This window comes from Halocatena pleomorpha, from assembly GCF_003862495.1.
GTDB classification, from domain to species: Archaea; Halobacteriota; Halobacteria; order Halobacteriales; family Haloarculaceae; genus Halocatena; species Halocatena pleomorpha.
This window is the reverse complement of record NZ_RRCH01000023.1, coordinates 1-19,564: the sequence shown is the minus strand read 5'-3', so window position 1 is coordinate 19,564 and position 19,564 is coordinate 1. Positions and strand designations below refer to the sequence as shown.

The window sequence follows — 19,564 nt, the reverse complement described above, 5'->3', positions numbered from 1 at the left end:
ACGACTGCTAGATGACGGACGAACGACGCACCGTTTCCGAACACGAGGAGCCAATACGGTGATCGCTGATGAATGATCGGGCTGTCGTGCTCGCCTCCGGTGGAATGGACAGCGCAACGGCTGCCGCAGTCGCACAGGAACAGGGATACGAGTTGTACATGCTCCACACCTCCTACGGACAACGAACCGAAGCGAAAGAACACGAGTGCGCGATGGCCCAAGCCGACCGGTTCGGAGCGACGGACTTCCTAACGTTGACAACGAATCACCTCTCGAAAATCGGTGCGTCGAGTCTTACGGATGAGTCGATGACCGTCTCTGCTGCCGATCTCGATAGCGAGGAAGTTCCGGACTCGTACGTTCCCTTCCGAAACGCAAACCTCCTCTCGATGGCGGTCGCATACGCTGAAGCAAACGACTGTGACGCGGTGTTTATTGGGGCACATTCAGAGGATTTCTCGGGCTATCCAGACTGTCGCCCGGCGTTTTTCGAAGCGTTTCAACGCGTCGTCGACACTGGTACGAAAGACGAGACAGCGATCACCATTGAAGCACCGTTTTCCGATCGGTCAAAAACGGATATCGCGGCCTACGGCGTCGAACACGGTGTTCCCTACGAACTGACGTGGAGCTGTTACCGAAATGACGAACCGGCGTGTGGAACGTGCGATGCGTGTGCCTACCGGCTCCAAGCGTTCCAGCGAATCGGAGTCCGAGACCCGATTCAGTACGAGCAACGGCCAGAGTACGCCTGAGATCAACCACGGCCGAACGTCTATGAGTGTGGCAAACGTATGCACGGTTGCCATGTCGGGGACCACCGAATCAACACCGGCGATTGGCGTCGACGCGGAGTGGAACCGGCTCTTTCTCGATGGTGAGCGCGAACCGGACGGCCGGGACTCGCTTGCAGTCGAGAACCCAGCGACTCGCGAGCAGATCGCGGCGGTCCCAAAGGGCACGCCACAGGACATCGACGACGCCTATGATGTTGCGGCGACGGCACAGTCGGAGTGGGCAACACAGACGCCAGCGAAACGAGCAGCAGTGCTTTCTCGCGCGGTCAGCGTGCTTCGGGATCAGGAGGACGAGATTCTCGAACTGTTGACTGTTGAGGCCGGTTCCAGTCGACTCAAAGGACGAAACGAGATCAGGGCCGCGAGCGCTATCACCCAACAAGCGGCCGGCTTTCCTACTCGGGTGTCTGGAGACCATCGTGAATCAAATATTGCTGGGAAGGAGCATCTCGTCAAACGCGAGCCGGTCGGTGTCGTTGGAGTCATCTCGCCGTGGAACTATCCACTCCATCTTTCGATCCGGGCGGTTGCACCGGCGTTAGCAGTCGGCAACGGTGTCGTCCTCAAGCCGTCCTCAGAAACGCCGATCACCGGTGGACTGCTCATTGCACGGATCTTCGAAGCCGCTGGTCTTCCTGACGGGCTATTAAACGTCGTCCCGGGACGGGGATCGGAGATCGGGGATCCGATGGCAGGCCATCCAGACGCCGGCGTCATCGCATTCACTGGTTCGACGACCGTTGGGCGTCAGGTCGCAAAGCAGGCCGTCGACCACCTCGCGTATCCGGCGATGGAACTCGGTGGAAACGGACCGCACGTCGTTCTCGAATCGGCCGATGTTGAGACAGCCGTCGACGCCGGTGTGTTCGGATCGTTCCTCCATCAAGGCCAACTCTGTATCTCCATTAACCGCCATCTCGTTCACGAATCTCTGTATGGTGACTATGTCGAGCAGTTCACCACTAGGGCCGAGGCGCTCCCGGTCGGTGATCCGGCCGTCGAGGAAACGGTCATCGGTCCGGTTATCAACGAGAGCCAACGGGAGCAGATGCTCAACTACGTGGAACAGACGGTCGACGCCGGGGCAACGCTCGAAACGGGCGGTGCAGCCGTCTCGAATGCAGCCATCGAGGAAACGACGCCGGCCGGTCAGCTCTCTGCTGACCACTCGCTGGGGGATTCAAACGGGTTGTTCGTTCTCCCCACGGTGTTATCAGACGCGACGAACGCCATGAGTGCGGCCTGTAACGAACATTTTGGACCGATTGCACCAGTAATCCCGTTTGACAGCGAGGACACCGCGATCGAACTGGCGAATGACACCGACTACGGTCTCGCTGCCTCGGTGTGTGGCAGCGTGAACCGTGCTGAACGGGTGGCCAGCGAGATCGACGCTGGGATGGTCCACGTCAACGACCAGCCGATAAACGATGAACCCCACGTTCCATTCGGTGGCTACAAGGGATCGGGAATCGGTCGGTTTAACGGCGAATACGTCCGTGAAGAGTTTACGCAACCGAAGTGGATCTCGATCCAACACGAATCCCGAGAGTATCCGTTCTAGCAGACCGAACCGGACATCGTCTCAGCCGTGTACGAACCACGAATCGAACGCACATTCAAAATCGTCCGTCGGTCAAGCCATCGACCGACGAACAGCCGTTTGCGGAGTACGATCAACGAAGCGCCGGTGAGCAACTCAAACAGTATTTACAGGAGACGATCGACTACATCGGTGCTGATCGATTCGACTAGGTCATTGGCTACCACCGACGGATCAATACGACTTCCCGCCGAACCACGGTTCCGTGCTGTTCTTGAAACGTTGCTACGCTTTGGACGTTGCTTAATGTTTGAAAAGTCTATACGGTGTACGCAGTGCGTGATGTACACACGTTATGGACAGCTGATGATGTAAGTACAGCTATAGCAGTGGTAACTGTGTGAACTGTTTGACTAGATCGATCTGCGGAGACAAACGGACAACAGATAATAGTACACTGCGTGTACAGTATTAGCTGTTCTCTCAGTAGTCACGGTTTAGACTGTGTGAAACGTGAGCACTGTAACAACAGTATGGAAACGCTTTGAATCCGGTTACACACAGTGAATACAGTGCAAACGTTCTCTACTGTACCACTCTGATCGATACCGCGTTATGCCGCTTCAACTGTGTATCTGTACCAGCTATGGCTGCCACCACACAGCGAATACGGTGAACACAGTGTACACTGTACTCACAGTATAAGCAGTGGTTACCGTATCAGGAACCGCAGTGGGAGATATGATCTAAACGTTCCACACCGTGAATACAGTGAATACCGTTTCGACAGTGGTCACTGGTAAGATCCTCGGAAGAAGTAATCGGATGGTCCAATTCAAAGCCTATACAGTATGGACAGTATAGAATTCCATTGGTGGGCGTATCCATTCGACCCGGGTGACGACCACAGAGATACAGTAAGAACTGTGTATGCTGTTACCACTGTTTGTACAGTACTAACAAGCGTAGTAAACCGGGATTATTATGATGTGTTAACGTCATAGACCGTCTGTACAGTATTGCGGGAACTCTCATACAGTACAGACAGTTCACACAGTTTTTGAGACATATGGAACCACAAACATCACAGAACGGCGTCGTTGCAGTATGTATTTTGAAAGGGGGAATGGGGAAATCGACAATCGCAATCAATCTCGCACACCGTCTTCAGAAGAATCATGGGAAAACGGTGTATGTCGATGTCGATAAGAACGGACACGGAACGGAGTTTCTCGGGTTCGGAGAGGCGTACAATAAAAACGGACAGCTCGAAAACGTCATTTTCCGAGACACACATCCATCCGAACTCCTCATCGAGACGGAATGGGGATTCAGCGTCGTCCCCAGTTCTACAGAGATGTCGACCATCAATGACCGGATGAAAAACCAGATGAACGCCGACGTTATTCTCAAAAACGAGATTGTCGATCCGCTGCGTGGGGAGGGGTATGAGTACGTCGTTTTAGATACACCCGGAGATCCCTCGAAAGTGGCCGACAACGCGCTCGTCGCTGCTCAGAGTTTCATCGTGCCGGTCATCCCCGGTCAGGGAAGCATCAGCGGTCTCGAACGTATCATGGAATCGCAACTACTACCGATCATCGAAGCGACCGACGGCGCAGCCGATATCCTCGCGATCACGCCAAACATGTTGAGTGAATCGATCCGACCGAGGAAACCGGACCGCCGTCTACTCGAAGATCTCAACGAAAACTGGGTCGACTACCTGCCGCAGTACGCGCGTATCACTGATGAGCAATGGGAACAGATCGACGACCAGGGACGGGGTGATATCCCACTTCCGGGTATCCGTGAACGTGACGCCCTGTCAGATTCGTTCACCGAGAACAAGCCGGTGGCGGAGTACGATTCATCGTGCGATCAGATCAAACATTTCGATACCTTAGCGGGGATCGTCGCGGAGCGTGCATAATATGGACAGCAGCAATCTACGAAACCAACTGGATCAAGTGAAAGAGGGAGCAAGTGAACAGGACGAAGCTGACGAGGATCTTGGAAACGAAACCGAAACCACAACGGACGAATCAGCAACTGATTCAAAAACAGAAACAGCAGATCCAAGCGAGACCACAGGGCCGGCGTTTGCCGCTCAAACGAGCAAGAAACTCTCGATCTATCCGAATGAGGAGACCGCACGACTCATCAAGGTGTTGTGCAACAGTGTCGAGAACAACTTGATTGCGCTGGGCCACGACGATTTCGAGGTTCGGGAAGCCCACGACGCGATGGTCCGTTTCGCCCACGAACACCCACAAAAAGTAACGGAGCTCGTCCTCGAAGCACGCGACCTGGACCCAGACGCTGTGGACGACCTCCCCTAATTCTACCGTCTACACTGTTTGGACAGTACTAACTTCGAACACCGTTAGTACCGTTCGAACAGTCTCAGATTCGTTGTACAGTGTGAACTGTGTAAAGCGTATACACAGTTTGGAATTCACATACTGTCGTAAACGTATTCACAGCGCGACACCCTGCTGCGTCAGAGGAGGACTCATTCGGGGGAAACAGTATCGGCTGTGATGGTCGACACCAGCCGTTCTGAGGCCCTCGTTCTGCAGCTCCATGAGTTGCTCAAGATCCGCGAGGGTGATCACGGTGCGTCGATGTTGCGGGCGATCTCAGGAGCAACGGTGTTCGTCGGGGCGAAGTTTCCGCCGTGGGTCAGAACGAGAACGATGTACTCGAAGCTGTGTTCGTTCAACGACTGACAGTGGGCACATATCAGTTCCATCAACGTCGACGCCAGAATCGTGATCGTTCCGAGACACTCCATGTGGTGGCCCGAGCAGTCGGAGCGTACAGTGGGAGCAGCTAGCGCGTCACCGAGCCTCTTGGCAATGCGTCGGGAAAGCGCGTCGCCTGCAAGCGTATCCGTCACCTTCTCCGCCCTAAAGGGCCGAGGGGTCCCGCTTGTATCTTGATGATCAGCGGGAGGTGTGGTCCATGTTGTTCGACCGACCCGATCGCACGATCGCTGTCCCTGTTCCGTCTTCAAGGGCCGTTCAAGCTCTGTCTACGTGTGCTCAGCAAGGCGCACTGACGTGTGAGAAGACATACAAAATAAGTTGGTGGCTCAGCTCTCATCCATGTTGGAGAGGCGAACGCGCAAATCTAGGCTGCACTGTTCAGGAGGGATGTTGATGCCTGATCTGTTCAGCGGTCTGTCCGGGAACCGGCGTCCCACAGTCCTTGCATTTCCACGTGGGTCGGATCGCACCCTCCTTCGTGAGATCCTGTTTGAATCGAAGCGTGGCACCACAAGGACATCGGTAGTCGACGGGAGCCATTGATGGAGCTAGTCACTCTCTGCGTAAAAAGTCCCGCTCACACCCACACAAATTATATGACGTGATTTTTTGAATGTGAAGGTATTTATCATGAAACTAGATCACACAGACAGCTATACATCGATGTATTACATGCCAACGTCGCCTTTTTGGCGCTGTTGGTTCTCGGAGCGATGATACCCACAGGAGCACTCGCCCAAAGCCAGAGTGAAAACAAGCCGAACGACGGTCAGGAGGCTGACAGCGATCAACGGGACTACCGTCAGTGGTGAGCTCACACAACAAGGGGACATCGATTGGTTCTCCAAGGAGTTCAACGCCAGTGGAACGGCTTCGTTCACAGTTACGCGGTGAACTTCCGGATCGTCATTTCGTGAGTGTCGAGATCAAGGATCGGAGCGTAGCCAACGTCAGGATCGATTCCCTGTGAGCGTTGGTATGACGTTTGCTTCTGCCAACAGCCCGAATTGACGGCCAATACGTTGTTGTAGGATCCACAACCGAACTTGTGGAGATGGCCAGTATGGAACACATCAGGAATCTCGTCGATCACGAGATAATCCCGCTCTTCAGGCGCGAGTCGGAGTTGGCCGCCGTACTGAGGCGCGACGTGGCGTTTCTTGAGGAGGTTGCACATCGCCTCATGGGGATGCTCTAGATCCAAGTCAGGCGTGTCGATGATCACCTCATAGAGAGAAACGCCGTGATACAACAGTACGGATACACCCTCAATTGTGACCGTGGAGGGGTTACCTGTGATACGGGCGTCGTGGGCGCGCATGATGTCCCGGAGTTCCTCGTCAAACGCCGGTTGTGGTTCGGCCAACCGGACGGCGTCGTGATTGCCAGGGATCATGACGATCTCCATATCACCAGGAACCGCTTTCAGCAACTCCGAGAACCGTTCGTACTGATCGTAGATGTCGACGATCGACAGCTCCTCGTCCTGCTCGGGATAGACGCCGACGCCTTCGACCATATCACCAGCGATGAGCAGATACTCAACGCGTTCGGCCTCCTCGGTGTGGAGCCAATCGGTGAACTGCTCCCAGGCCGCCGCATGAAACTCCTGACTGCCGACGTGAACGTCAGAGATGAGCGCGGCTTGGACGTGTCGGTCGGCCGTCGACGGCCGATACGTGTGGGGAATGTCTGGAAAGTGAATGTCGTCCACGAACAGGATCTCACCGTCGTTCGACAGCGTTCCCGCCACGCCGATGCACTCATCGAAACACAGCTCGTTTACAGCGTCTGCGATCTCCCGGTCTTTCATCACGAGACAGCTGAACGTTCCGGTAGTGTCTTCGAGTTCGATCAGCCAGTGACCGTTTTTTGTCGACTGGATATCGTTTACCAAGCCGATCATCGCAGCCTCGTTCTGGCCCGGCATCTCCGCTAAGGTTTCTGCTGGCCGGTGGTTCAATCGACCCCGCAACTGCTCGGAGAGACGCTGATACCGGTCCCGAAACGTCTGGACGAACGTCTCGTACGTTCCAGTGCCGGTGCTCTCACCAGTAACGTCTCCAGAGATGATTACGGAACCACGGTCATCGCGCGTCGAACGGTCACGGTTAGCCGGGTCGGAATGTCGTTCGGCGTCGGCCACACCGTTTTGGTCGGTCTCGTCCGTGGTGGCCGATCCCTGAGATGTCGGTACGTTGGCTGGATCGACAGTGACCGAAGCGGTCGTATCGATCTCTCTCCCCAACTGATTGAGTGCCTCCCGTACGTTGTCAGCCGTGACGCGAAGCGTGTCCTCCGGGAGATGGTCAGCCATCGTTTCGATCACGTGCGACGGTGACTCCGACGACGTAAGGAGCGTTACAGCCTCTCGGTCGGCGTTGTACCCCTGTCTTGCTAGTGTCCTTACAACCTGGATTCGGCGATTCAAGGTTATCGACCAAAATGCGCAAACGGCTGAAAAGGATTGGGATCACACGCTATGATCGTTCGATATGCGAATCAGTCGTATCCATCAGATCGAGTTGGTTCGTGAAATCCAACGGATACGGAACCGCTAGTGACACGATCGCCAGTCGATTCTGGTTCGTAGGCGAGTCCCCTAAAGAGCGTCGACACAGTTTCGGCGCGTGATCGCGTCGGTGCGTGATCGCGTCAACTCGATCAGATCCACAACGGTCTGGATGTCAAACGCTACCTGAATCGACAGCGGTCCGTGTGGGGAGGAACACGTACAACCCGGTTGCGACGGCACTGAGTGCAGCAAGACCGATGATCGCGGCGTTCGCCAACTGCGCGTCGAACAGCGCTCCGACAACAGTTGAACCGGTTGCGGCGAGAAGGAAAAAGCTCGTGCGGAGAAATCCCCACGCCGTTCCTTGAACGGCGTCGGGAACTACGGCGATGATGTAGGCGTTACTGACAGGATTGATCGCTAATCGAGAGCCGAGAAGCACGGTCAACACGCCCAACGGGACGAGTTCCTCGACGAACGGCAACGCGAGCAACGGCACGACACTCACGCCAGCAACAGTCATCAGCACCGTCGGACTGCCGAACCGATCGGCTGCGTTGCCCGCGAGCGACTGACAGGCCGCACCGCTCAGAAAGAACAGCGAGAACAGTCCAGCAGCAGTCGTCTGTTCGAGTCCCTTTATCATGACAAAGTATGTCGGGAGAAAGGCTGTCAATCCTTGTGCCACGAACAACATGAGCGTGACAGCGGTTGTAGCAATTGCAACTGCACGCCGTGTAACGGCCGTTTGGACTGTTCGGAGGAATTCTGGGGACAATCCGCTTCCGTCCGGATCGATCGGAGGCTGTGATACGACGACCCAAACACCGATGCCGACGAGCAGAAACGGAACGATGAGCATCCCAACAGTTGGTTGCCAGCCGATCGAACCGACGAATCGGCTGGCAATCAACGGAATCGTCGCTGAACCGATCGATCCGGTGGCGAGCACAACGCCGATTGCGGTCCCATCGTGTTCACCGAACGTTCTGGAAATGACGATCCCACGAGCGGGACCGTACAGTCCGGTCCCAAGACCGAACAGTCCACAGCCGACGACGAACAGCCAGAACGTCGGCGCGAAACAGATTGCTACGATCGCTGTCGCTCCGGTCAGGAGACTCCCAGCGAGAAGTCGCCGTTCGCCAAACCGATCGGTTAACGCGCCGGCGGGGAACTGCATCAGGGCATACCCAGCCCAGAGCACCGTGATCGCTGTGCCAGCAGCGGCGTTGCTAACCTCAAAAAATCGTCTGACCTGCGGAAGCACCACCGGAAAGAGGTATCGACCACCGAGGATAGAAAGCCATCCGGCTGCCACGACGAACAACGTCCATCCTCGCCCGTTGCTCAACAGCCGCCCGGTTCTCGCAAGTTGCTGCCTGAGCACATCACCGACAGACTGCATCCGTTTCGACGATGGAACGAGCATCGTATGAACGTGGCGAACCCGAGATCATCTGACCGAATCCAGTAGCATCATAAGAAAATAAAGTTTTGCGACAGTATAGCTACTGCTCCAGTCGGCTTTCGAGTGAAAGCGTACGAGGAGAACGACTGACGCGTTGGTCCAGTCGTCGACATTCCTCAATCGGACAGTGCGAGAACGACTTATATGTCACTAATAACTAACTACATTCGCAAGCCACAATACAGTAGTATGACCGTTCCATACGACATCTATGGATCCGGTACAAGTGCCGGTCGTCAGCACCCCCGCTAACAGTTTCGGCCTTCTTCTCATTGGCGTCGGGTTGCTTTGTCTCGGTTTGGGAGTTGGATGGTGGTGGATGCGAACTACTCACAAGGACGAAGAGAGTCGAGGGGATGGTACCGACAGCAGCACAAACAATGAGGACGAGATCCCTGGTGATACAGGAGCGTTCGTATTTGGCACGGGAGGAGGAGATTCGGAGTCAGTCGATAAAAGGACAGATGGGAGTAACAGCACCGACACCGTTGATCACCAGGAGTGAGAAGTCAGATCGGCGGTGAGACAATGATTGACGCACAGTAGTACAGGCGTTCGAATATGACTACTTCTGCTTTGGAATGCAAACATTACCCAGCTATAAGTCTCGGATATCGGCATGAGATCGCGACTGAAGCCGGATATCACAGTAGAAAGGCCATTGAAAGGGGAGCCCCTATACAGAGATAATGGCACCACAGACCGCACAGTTCGGTATACAGGGAATGAGCTGTGCAAACTGTTCTCAAACAATAACAGAAGCGTTAGAAGAGGTAGACGGAGTGTCGGAAGCGACCGTCAACGCCGCTACTGACGAGGGACGGGTCGAATACGATCCCACAAAGACATCACTCACAGAACTCTACGAGACGATTGACGATTCGGGATACAGCGCCGTAAAGAACTCAATTTCGATCGAGATCACCGACATGTCGTGTGCAAACTGCGCGACGACCAATGAAAACGCGCTCACAGACGTGTCCGGGGTGATCGCAGCGGATGTCAACTACGCAACCGGGGAAGCGACCGTCGAATACAATCCGGCGGAGACCACGCCCGATCGGCTTTACGACGCCATCGAGACAGCCGGTTACTCACCTGTGCGTGAGGACGACGACACTGAACGGAACGCGGCCCAGCGCGAGGAGATCCGTCGTCAGTGGCGTCTGACGTTGTTCGGCGCGGCGTTTTCTGTTCCACTGCTTGCGTTTCTCGTAGAAACGTTCCTCTTCGGCGGCGGGATACTCCCTGAGACGGTGTTCGGGATCGAATTCGGTTGGGTCGAATTCCTGCTAGCGACTCCGATACAACTGGTGTTGGGTTGGCCGTTCTACAAAAACTCCTACAACGCGCTGATCAACAACCGGACCGCCAACATGGACGTGTTGATCGCACTCGGTTCCTCAACCGCGTACCTCTACTCGGTCGCGGTGTTGTTAGAACTAGTCGCCGGGAGTCTGTACTTCGACACCGCGGCGCTGATCCTCGTGTTCATCACGCTGGGCAACTATCTCGAAGCTCGCTCGAAAGGACAAGCCGGCGAGGCACTCCAGCAGCTCCTTGAGATGGAAGCCGACACGGCGACCATCGTTGACGAGGACGGTACGGAGCAGGAAATACCGTTGGAGGAAGTCGCTGTCGGTGATCGAATGAAAGTTCGACCGGGAGAGAAGATCCCGACGGACGGCGTCGTGATCAATGGGCAAAGCGCGGTCGATGAATCGATGGTTACCGGTGAAAGCGTTCCGGTTGAAAAGACCGTTGGAGATGAAGTCGTTGGTTCGACTATCAACGAGAACGGTGTATTGACCGTCGAGGCGACGAATGTCGGCAGTGACACGGCGCTCCAGCAGATCGTTCAGACGGTTAAGGAAGCCCAATCCCGCCAACCGGACATCCAAACCCTCGCTGACCGTATCTCGGCGTACTTTGTTCCGATCGTGATCGCCAACGCCATAGTATGGGGGCTCGCGTGGTACCTCGTTCCGGAGTTGCTTGCAACTGTCGTCAGTGCACTCCCGCTATGGGGACTCGTCGCCGGTGGACCCGCGCTCGTGGGAGGAAGCATCTCGCTGTTCGAGTTTGCGGTAGTGGTGTTCGCGTCAGCCGTGTTGATCGCCTGTCCGTGTGCGCTCGGACTCGCAACGCCGGCCGCAACGATGGTCGGCACCTCGATCGGTGCACGAAACGGCGTGCTGTTCAAAGGCGGTGACGTTCTCGAACGCACGAAAGACATCGATACGGTCGTGTTCGACAAAACGGGAACGCTGACGAAAGGCGAAATGGAACTCACTGATGTCCGTGCCGTAGATCGAACAGAAACCGAATTGGTTTCAGACGGAGGGGCAATGCTCGAAGACCAACAGAGACTCGACGAAGAGACGATACTCCGTGTTGCTGCGAGCGCCGAACGAGGGTCTGAGCACCCGCTTGCCCAGGCGATCGTTGAGAAAGCGAACGAGCAGGGCATTGAACCGAGTGAACCGACCGGATTCGAGAACGTTCCCGGCCACGGTGTCCGGGCGACTGTCGACGGCATGGCGGTGCTCGTCGGCAATCGCAAACTCATGCGTGAGTACGGTATCGATCCGTCACCAATAGAAGACGCCCTGACACGCCTCGAAGCGGACGGAAAAACCGCGATGCTCGTCGCGCGCGCGTCTAGTGACACGACCAGCGGTGAACTCATCGGTATCGTCGCTGTCGCTGATACGATCAAAGAGAACGCGAGACACGCCGTCTCTACGCTCAGGGACCGCGGAATTGAGGTTCGCATGATCACCGGCGACAACGAGCAGACTGCCCATGCGGTCGCAGAGCGTATCGGAATCGACCCGGAAAACGTTCGTGCTGGAGTCCTGCCGGAAGACAAGGCCGACGCGGTCAACGCCGTACAGTCGAACGACAACCGGGCGATGATGGTCGGTGATGGCGTCAACGACGCACCCGCACTTGCGGCCGCTGCCGTCGGTACCGCGATCGGTTCGGGCACCGATGTCGCAATCGAGGCTGCAGACGTGACGCTGATGCGCGACGATCCGCTCGACGTGGTGAAAGCGATCCGGATCTCGGACGGGTCGCTCCAGAAAATCAAACAGAACCTGTTCTGGGCGCTGGGATACAACACGGCAATGATCCCGCTTGCCTCGCTCGGACTGCTTCAGCCGGCGCTTGCTGCAGGAGCCATGGCGCTCTCCTCCGTGTCGGTGCTCACGAACAGCCTGCTGTTCCGGCGGTACACACCCGATCACGACTACAAACTACTCGGCGCGCTCCGGTGAACCGTGTTCGCTGTCGTATGGCTGACCGCTCATAACAAAATTCACCACGAAACCACAGAAACCGGTGAAGAGTCGATACCACTAATTTCAGTCCGAGAACGCTATTACAGATCCTCGATATTGTAGGAGATGCCTTCAGCAGACGGAATCGCTACGTATCCGTAGAACCTGTACACGTCAGCGTTATTGGCGTATATCGCTCCGTCAATCAGGTAGTAATACGTTCGTCCATTGTAATCGAAGCCATTAGGGTAGTGAAGAATATAATCTACACCGTTACCACTACTATCTCCACCGTAGACATCTCCAGTGGTATAAAGCGTGTAGTACGTGAAGTCAGCTATCCCTTCGATAGTCACCCTGTTTCGAGTAGCTTGCGTTCCGAGGTCGTTGGTTGGTTCGGATGTTTCGGTGACACGTATTCGTTCTCCATCCGGGAAGGAACGAGCTCGATCCTCCCGGACAGAGGAATCTGTCGTCTCTGTAGCGCTCACTGCCTCGGTTACCGCGGTCATCGCTGTCATTCCGAAGAAACCTGTGGCACCCACTTTGCGCAAGAACCCACGTCGACTGCGCGAAGTGTCAGGAGCGTCCAGTACGGTCGATTGAGCCGTTTCGTCGTTTGGCATGTGGTTTAGTTCACCACAAGTGTTCCTACACCTAGGCGGATAGTTACCTAATCGATTGGAAAATTAACCACATATTGTCTCTAGTATATAAATATTTATAAAAGTATAAATACAATACACACATGAATGTGATTTATTGTCTACAGTAGAGGACGTAGCCATAAACCTCGCAACGCTTCTTGGGCAGCGTAATAACGTGCTGTTACGAGTGGTCAAGGGGCCGACAGACACATCCATACTCTCTGAGTGAGTATCGGTTTCCCACTCAACGATCGAGGCGACTCTTTTCGCCCGCCTCGTCGGAAAGGGTCTACACCCATTTCGAGACAGAAGTCAGGTCCGCAGCGGGACATCCACCCGATCCTCTTAGAGCGCAGATAGCCGAACCAATGATACAAAAACGATTATAAATCCTCGATATTGTAAGAGATACCCGCAGCAGACGGAATCGCTACGTATCCAAAGAACTCGTACACGTCAGTATTGTTAGCGTATATCGATCCGTGAACCTCGAAGTGATACGTTCGTCCGTTATAATTGAATCCTTTAGAATTGTAAAAAATGTAATCGACTCCGTCGCCGGTCTCCTCTCCGCCGTGGACGTGGCCGGTGGTATAAAGTGTGTACTCAGTAAAGTCAGCTATCCCTTCGATAGTTACCCTGTTTTGAGCTGCCTGAGTCCCAACGTCGCCGGACGGGTCGGATGTCTCAGTGACGCGTATTCGCTCTTCGTCCCGGAGAGAGTGAAACCGATCCTCCCGAACAGAGAGACTCTCTGTCGTCTCTGTAGCGCTCGCTGTCTCGGTCACCGCGGTTACTGCGGTCATACCGAACAGACCAGTAGTCCCCACTTTGCGGAGGAAGCCACGTCGACTGCGTGAAGCGCCAGCGTGAGTTTCTTTATCCGGTGCAATCGATTGAGCCGTTTCGTCGTTTGGCATGTGGTTTAGTTCACCACAAAAGCATTAATCACAGACGGATAGTTACCTAACCGATCGTGAAACTAGTCACCCATTATCATTAGTATATAAATTCTTAGAAAAATATAAACGTAGTACATCCATATCATATGCCAACTCGTTCGATCCTCCAATGAAACACACAGCCACGAACCTCGTGAGACTCTTGGGTCAGCGTAATAACGTGCTATCACGAGTGATTGAGGGGCCAACAGACGCGTCCACCCTCACCCAGACAGTATCGGTTTCCCGCTCAACGATCGATCGAGCACTCTCAGCATTCAAAGAGTGGGGGCTGATCGTTTCCGATTCGGATCGGATCGAGCCGACTCTGTTCGCTCGTCTCGTTGGAAAGGTCTACACCGATTTCGAGACGGAGGTCGGAGCTGTAGGGCGAAACCTTCCCCCTGACAGTCCCTCTTGGAGCGCAGTAGGTACAGGAGCCGATGCCGTAAAGCTAGTTACAACCCGAATCGATCTCCTCGAATACGCTGAAACTGCACGGACAAAACGCACGCTCGTCACGGAATTACCGTACGCGCGCTCCACCGTCGATCGGGCTGTCCGTGAGCTAGAACAGGCAGGACTTATCCAGCGAACTGCCGCCGGGTACGCGACGACTGACGTTGGACAGTGGATCACCGCTCGATATCATGTGGCACACGAGGCGATCGCAGACGTACTCGCTGTACGTGATTTGCTTCGCTACCTTCCGACGGATGAAATGTTTCCTCCAGCGCTGTTCGGTGGAATTGATATCGAACGAGCAGAGCGGACAGTGCCGTATCATCTCCTCAAAGGACTACGCGAGCACCTCGTTGCTGCCGAGCGGATCAGGGCTGTACTCCCGACGCTTCCGACACCCCAGTTTCTTAGTGTCTGTCACCGACAGGTCATACAGCGCGGAACGACGTTCGAACTCATCACTACCCCGGCGTTAGCCGATACGCTCACGGACGAGTTTCCGAGACTCCTCGCGGAAATGACCGACGCCACTACTGGCTCGATCACTACATCCACGGGAACGACGCCGCCGTTCGGTCTCATACTGAGCACGACCGACGCCGGACTGGGTGGTTCAGTTCTCGTCTACGACGACCACCAGTCGGTCATCGGTGCGTTTCATGCTGACAGTGACGCAGCACTCACATGGATCAAGGATTACTACGAACATCTCCACGAACAGGCCACAAAAATAACACCTGAATGGTTAGATGCAATCACCACAGAAGCGTCGAACAGACCACCGTTGTCCACTACTCTCGACCACGCCAGACGCGAAGATGAATCGTCAGACCGATGCAGTTACGATTTTATATATAGGAATTGATAATTCTCGCAATGGAGGCGAGAAACGTGGGTCAAGAGACGTGTTCGTTAAGGAATGAAATAATGCGCTGATAAGCAGTGATGCGGTTTTCGAGCTTGCTGATCCCGTGGCCTTCATCCTCGAAGATGAGCGTTTCAGTCGGGACGTGTTCACTCGCCTCGGTGGCGATCTGTTCGGCTTCACCCACCGGAACGCGAGGATCGTTCTCGCCGTGAAGAACGAAGAGGGGAGCGCTAATATTCTCGATCGAATTGATCGGGGAGATGGATTCGAGAAACTCTTGCTCCTGTAGCGATCCGTACTCGGCTTCGCGGTGCCGGCGACGCCACGGTCCGGTGTTTTCGAGGAACGTAACGAGGTTGGCAATGCCAACGATATCAACGCCAGCGGCCCACAACTCCGGATGTTCGGTCAGGGATGCGAGCACCATGAAGCCGCCGTAGGAACCTCCAAGGGCGACCACCCGCGAACCGTCGATTTCCTCGCGGTCAGTTAGCCACTCGACGCCGGCTTTGATGTCCGTGACGGCGTCCATTCGCTGTTCTGCGTTGTCGAGATCCACGTACGTCCGTCCGTATCCCGAAGAGCCCCGAACGTTCGGCTCGAACACCGCGTATCCGTTGTCCACGAAATACTGGCGGAGCGCGCGAAACGATGGACGGCGTTGGGCTTCGGGTCCGCCGTGAATGTCGACGACGGCCGGATACGGTCCGTCGTCGGTTCCGGGGAGTGTGAGAAACGCAGGGATCTCTAACCCGTCGAAAGAGTCGAATCGGACGAGTTCGGGCGTACGAAACGTCTCTGGTGGGATACCCGCTGTTGCGGCGTCTGTCCACTGAGTGTGTGACCCACTCCAGTCGAAGACGAAAACGTTCGTATTCACTGTCGGTGCTGAGACGGCAACCGCGAGTCGTTCGCCATCGGGACCGAACGACGGCCCCGAGAGCACACCATCAGAACGGTCGAGAGTAACAAGCGGCTGTAGCTCCCGATCGGAATCGAGTTCGAACAACGAGAGATCAGTGTATCCTTCGACGTTGCGGGCGAGGGCGAGCGTTCGTGAGTCGTGGTCGACGTGAACACTAGAAACGTTCCAATTCCCTCCCTCATACACCACGGTTACGTTGCCAGTTTCGGGATCAAGCGTGGCGAGTTCGAGTGTGTCAGTAGCCCAATCGGTCGTGACGTATATACTCTCGCCGTCAGGTCCCCACGCAGCCGACGGATATCGAACCTCTCTGTCCTGATCGGTGAGCCGTGTTATCGTACTGGAGGAACGATCGAAACAGTAGAGATCGTGGTTCCGGTTCGAATGAACTTCACGGGCAAGAAGACGCTCGTCATCTGGACTCCAGCCCACAATGGAGAGGAGTTCCTTATCCGATCCATCGATGACGAGATTGGCGTCCGTGTCATCGCGGTGTTGAACGTAGCCGTCGAAACGATCTTGCGAACGGCGGTTAGCCGTGTATGCGATGTACTCGCCGTCGTGACTCCAGCCACCCCAGTGGTGGATTGCATCGGGTTGATGGGTGAGATTCACCACCTCGCTGCCGTCGTCTGAAAGTCGAAACAACTGCCAACGTTCGTTGCCACCGTCGTCCATGCCGTAGACGAGTTCATCGCGCGTCGGTGAGAACGACGCAAACGTGACTGGTTCTGGGTGAAACGTGAGCTGTTGGGGCCATTCCTGAGCACCGGTGAGACACCACACCTGTGAAACGCCGGTCGTGTCCATGAGAAAAGCGATCTGTCCGTTCGGACCGAACGACGGCCTGCCAGCACTCTGGATAGCAAGATACCGTTCGATATCGTACGCCATGGATCGGGTTCTCGCCGTACCCGGTTAGTGTTACCGGCGCTGTCGGCCCATGGAAATGCAGGAAAAAGTCCAAAGAGGGATCACGTCCAGATTCCGGGAATTATCTCACTGATCGTACGGACGGCGTCACCGAGCGGAGTGGTGAGGAGTGAAACCACAAGGAGCGACAGCCAACCGAGCAAAAAGAACCCGATGTTTGCCGTCCTGTTGTCGGCGTACAGCGATGAGAGAGAGATCGTTCTTCCAGAGAACGGAAGCAACGGTTGAATTCCCGACACCGTGATGATATCGCCAGCAAGGTGTAACAATACACCACCGGTACCGATCCACACACCCACGAGCGCGAGCGTCGGGGCATCCAACAGTCCCAACTGGGCGGCGATCCACGCTAGGGTAGTGTCATCACTGGCAGCGATCGACAGCAACCAGTCGGCTACCGGTACGGTCACGTGCGATCCGCCCATCCACCCGAGACCCGCACACACACCGCCGATAATACCAGCAGTCAACAACGAATGGCTCGTTTTCCGGTGTTCGAACCACTCGATTCGCTGGTCGTAATCCGGCAACGGTTCGACAACGAACACACCGAGCGACAGGAGGGAAAGAAATGGTCGGTCAGGCAGTAGGAGATACAGCACTGGGGAAACACCTAACAATGTGATCCCGACGTGTCCGCGACGGTGCATTATCCCCCACCCCGATGACTATTTCTGAGCTGATTCGATGATCGACATTCAGAGCCCATATAATTCAGATATCGACCATTGTAAAAATAATTTTCGAATTAATGTGTAGTTAATGATGCGATAAGAAGTTCCATCAAGAGCCGGATAAGTGACATCCTAAAGTGTTACTGATAAGTATTGGATTCTTCATAGCCATATGTGATCTGATATAAGTTGATCTACTACCACTGGTAGAAGGTGCTCATGGTACTAGCGGAGAAGGAAGGGGGCAATCGATGGTGATTCGTGTGTCGCCCACAAACACTCCGTTGAGACTAAAATGGGCAACGAGTATCGCCCACCTGCACAGCGAATCGAATCACTACTTGAGGAACGAGAACAGTACATCGACCAACAAGAGCGAATCCGACAGAAACGGACGGAGACCGAGCTCCGCCTCCTGTTATTAATGATTGACGAGCGATCCGCTGAAGATCCCCACCTCGTCCGCGAGATTAGGGACGAACACGTTTCGGACGGATTGCCTTCATTCGACACGCTATACGAAGAGTGGAAGACATTTGGGCACGAGTTAGACCGACTGTACAGCCATCAGCAGCGCGTCGAAATCGATCTTGCTACGCACGTTCTCGACACTGATGAAACTGTCCTCGCGGATCTCGACGAGGCGATCGAAACGGTGTACACGATGCGGGCGGCGCGTGATAACGAGGATGACACGACACCGGACAAACAGTGAGGACACGACCTTGTCGGTTCGTCCATGTGATATGGAGACAGGTCGAGAATAGAGTGTCTAATTATTAATAAATAATTCAGGGAGACACAACGAGCTCGCAGTTGCCGGAGTGATTCCCCAGAAAGCAACGCACGAAGAGAGATCTGAGAAGTCGCAGGCGCACGACCGCAAAAACGCGTCGCAAAGACGTTAATCCAAAGACTCCGAAGTTCCAGCCATCACCGCAACCCACCGTCGCTCCCCTAGTGATTATAATGGGATCATTGTTTCCCGTGACCAGACCCGTGATGAAATATATTTGATACAATAATAACGATAGACTAGATAGCGATTTGCTCGTTCGCAAAAAGTTATTATTAAGTTGTTCGGATTGTATTTGTGATTTGATGTCCTCGCATCAATTAGAGATACCATCCGCTGCTGCGCTCGTTATAGTAGCTGGACTGGTAGTTGCGACAGTGTGGACTGTTCCACACCAAGTTGTTGGACAAGAGAACATCGAAACGAAGTCACACATTGACGGGAAACTCGTCGAGCCGGGGAACTCCGTCAATGGCGAGGTAGAGGACATTCGAGGCACCGACCACTACAAGGTAGACATCGAACAGCCCGGAAAGCTAACGGTAAACGTCTCTAAATCGGAAGGAAACGAATCAAAGCTTTTTGCTAGTGTTCATCGGATGGAAACGCACCGTCTCATCAACTACACTACGTTAGAACGCGGTGGGAAACTGACAGCCGAGATCACGAATCCCGGTATGCACTACGTCGAAATCAAAGGAGATGGATACACTAACTATTCATTCACAGTGAACTTTGATCCCTCGGAAACGAACGAATCGACTACTGACACACCGACCGAAACCACTGACACACCGACCGAAACCACTGACACACCGATCGGAACCACCGATACACCGACCAAAACTACTGACACACCAACTGAAACCACTGACACGCCAACCAAAACCACTGACACGCCAACCAAAACTACTGGTACACCAACTGAAACCACTGA

The 19,564-nt window shown here is 54.7% G+C and carries 17 protein-coding genes and 1 pseudogene; 10 read left to right on the top strand and 8 right to left on the bottom strand.

The genetic code is table 11. The features are described 5' to 3' along the window. Positions 1–68 precede the first annotated feature (68 nt). From queC to EIK79_RS10800, 5 genes are all read left to right on the top strand, one after another. On the top strand, positions 69–755 hold the full coding sequence (gene queC / locus EIK79_RS10820; RefSeq protein WP_124955142.1) for a 7-cyano-7-deazaguanine synthase QueC: 687 nt from the start codon (positions 69–71) through the stop codon (positions 753–755). 52 nt (positions 756–807) lie between these two features. Further along, complete coding sequence (locus tag EIK79_RS10815; RefSeq protein ID WP_124955141.1) at positions 808–2,361, top strand: aldehyde dehydrogenase family protein; 1,554 nt, start codon at positions 808–810, stop codon at positions 2,359–2,361. Then, on the top strand, positions 2,319–2,552 hold the full coding sequence (locus tag EIK79_RS10810; protein ID WP_124955140.1) for a hypothetical protein: 234 nt from the start codon (positions 2,319–2,321) through the stop codon (positions 2,550–2,552). The genes EIK79_RS10815 and EIK79_RS10810 overlap by 43 nt, the downstream gene beginning before the upstream one ends. An 857-nt stretch (positions 2,553–3,409) precedes the next feature. After that, positions 3,410–4,273: a ParA family protein gene (locus tag EIK79_RS10805; RefSeq protein ID WP_124955139.1), complete on the top strand. Its 864-nt coding sequence runs from the start codon at positions 3,410–3,412 to the stop codon at positions 4,271–4,273. A gap of 1 nt (position 4,274) precedes the next feature. Continuing rightward, the gene (locus tag EIK79_RS10800) at positions 4,275–4,682 is read left to right on the top strand and encodes a hypothetical protein (protein ID WP_124955138.1); all 408 of its coding nucleotides are present in this window, start codon (positions 4,275–4,277) and stop codon (positions 4,680–4,682) included. Between the two features lie 201 nt (positions 4,683–4,883). Here the strand turns inward: EIK79_RS10800 and EIK79_RS19260 are convergent. The 4 genes and pseudogenes from EIK79_RS19260 to EIK79_RS10785 form a co-directional block, all read right to left on the bottom strand. Further along, positions 4,884–5,366 (bottom strand): annotated as a pseudogene (locus EIK79_RS19260) (creatininase family protein); the annotation flags it as partial. Between the two features lie 123 nt (positions 5,367–5,489). Next, the gene (locus EIK79_RS18085; RefSeq protein ID WP_185715591.1) at positions 5,490–5,651 is read right to left on the bottom strand and encodes a hypothetical protein; all 162 of its coding nucleotides are present in this window, start codon (positions 5,649–5,651) and stop codon (positions 5,490–5,492) included. A gap of 343 nt (positions 5,652–5,994) precedes the next feature. After that, positions 5,995–7,548, bottom strand: a complete 1,554-nt coding sequence (locus EIK79_RS10790; protein WP_124955137.1) for a DNA-directed DNA polymerase II small subunit — start codon at positions 7,546–7,548, stop codon at positions 5,995–5,997. Positions 7,549–7,798: 250 nt separating this feature from the next. Then, positions 7,799–9,034 carry an MFS transporter gene (locus EIK79_RS10785; protein ID WP_124955136.1) on the bottom strand — a complete coding sequence of 412 codons (1,236 nt, stop codon included), beginning with the start codon at positions 9,032–9,034 and terminating at the stop codon, positions 7,799–7,801. A 274-nt stretch (positions 9,035–9,308) separates the two neighbouring features. On the opposite strand from EIK79_RS10785, the gene EIK79_RS10780 reads away from it, so the two are divergent. Together EIK79_RS10780 and EIK79_RS10775 are read left to right on the top strand one after the other, a co-directional pair. After that, complete coding sequence (locus EIK79_RS10780) at positions 9,309–9,602, top strand: hypothetical protein (RefSeq protein WP_124955135.1); 294 nt, start codon at positions 9,309–9,311, stop codon at positions 9,600–9,602. Between the two features lie 184 nt (positions 9,603–9,786). Continuing rightward, complete coding sequence (locus EIK79_RS10775; protein ID WP_124955134.1) at positions 9,787–12,378, top strand: heavy metal translocating P-type ATPase; 2,592 nt, start codon at positions 9,787–9,789, stop codon at positions 12,376–12,378. A 104-nt stretch (positions 12,379–12,482) separates the two neighbouring features. Here the strand turns inward: EIK79_RS10775 and EIK79_RS10770 are convergent, their stop codons facing one another. Together EIK79_RS10770 and EIK79_RS10765 are read right to left on the bottom strand one after the other, a co-directional pair. Beyond that, the gene (locus tag EIK79_RS10770; protein ID WP_124955133.1) at positions 12,483–13,007 is read right to left on the bottom strand and encodes a hypothetical protein; all 525 of its coding nucleotides are present in this window, start codon (positions 13,005–13,007) and stop codon (positions 12,483–12,485) included. Between the two features lie 404 nt (positions 13,008–13,411). Continuing rightward, complete coding sequence (locus EIK79_RS10765; protein WP_124955132.1) at positions 13,412–13,834, bottom strand: hypothetical protein; 423 nt, start codon at positions 13,832–13,834, stop codon at positions 13,412–13,414. 265 nt (positions 13,835–14,099) lie between these two features. Here EIK79_RS10765 and EIK79_RS10760 point away from each other — a divergent pair, with 265 nt between their 5' ends. Next, the gene (locus EIK79_RS10760) at positions 14,100–15,296 is read left to right on the top strand and encodes a transcriptional regulator FilR1 domain-containing protein (protein ID WP_148094143.1); all 1,197 of its coding nucleotides are present in this window, start codon (positions 14,100–14,102) and stop codon (positions 15,294–15,296) included. A gap of 31 nt (positions 15,297–15,327) precedes the next feature. Here the strand turns inward: EIK79_RS10760 and EIK79_RS10755 are convergent, their stop codons facing one another. Together EIK79_RS10755 and EIK79_RS10750 are read right to left on the bottom strand one after the other, a co-directional pair. Continuing rightward, positions 15,328–17,118 carry a S9 family peptidase gene (locus tag EIK79_RS10755; protein WP_124955130.1) on the bottom strand — a complete coding sequence of 597 codons (1,791 nt, stop codon included), beginning with the start codon at positions 17,116–17,118 and terminating at the stop codon, positions 15,328–15,330. An 80-nt stretch (positions 17,119–17,198) separates the two neighbouring features. Beyond that, positions 17,199–17,807 (bottom strand): metal-dependent hydrolase, encoded by a 609-nt coding sequence (locus EIK79_RS10750; protein ID WP_124955129.1) that lies wholly within the window; start codon positions 17,805–17,807, stop codon positions 17,199–17,201. 319 nt (positions 17,808–18,126) lie between these two features. On the opposite strand from EIK79_RS10750, the gene EIK79_RS10745 reads away from it, so the two are divergent. Further along, complete coding sequence (locus EIK79_RS10745) at positions 18,127–18,546, top strand: hypothetical protein (protein ID WP_124955128.1); 420 nt, start codon at positions 18,127–18,129, stop codon at positions 18,544–18,546. A gap of 386 nt (positions 18,547–18,932) precedes the next feature. After that, a partial coding sequence (locus tag EIK79_RS18080; RefSeq protein ID WP_185715590.1) for a hypothetical protein occupies positions 18,933–19,564 on the top strand: 632 nt, incomplete at its 3' end.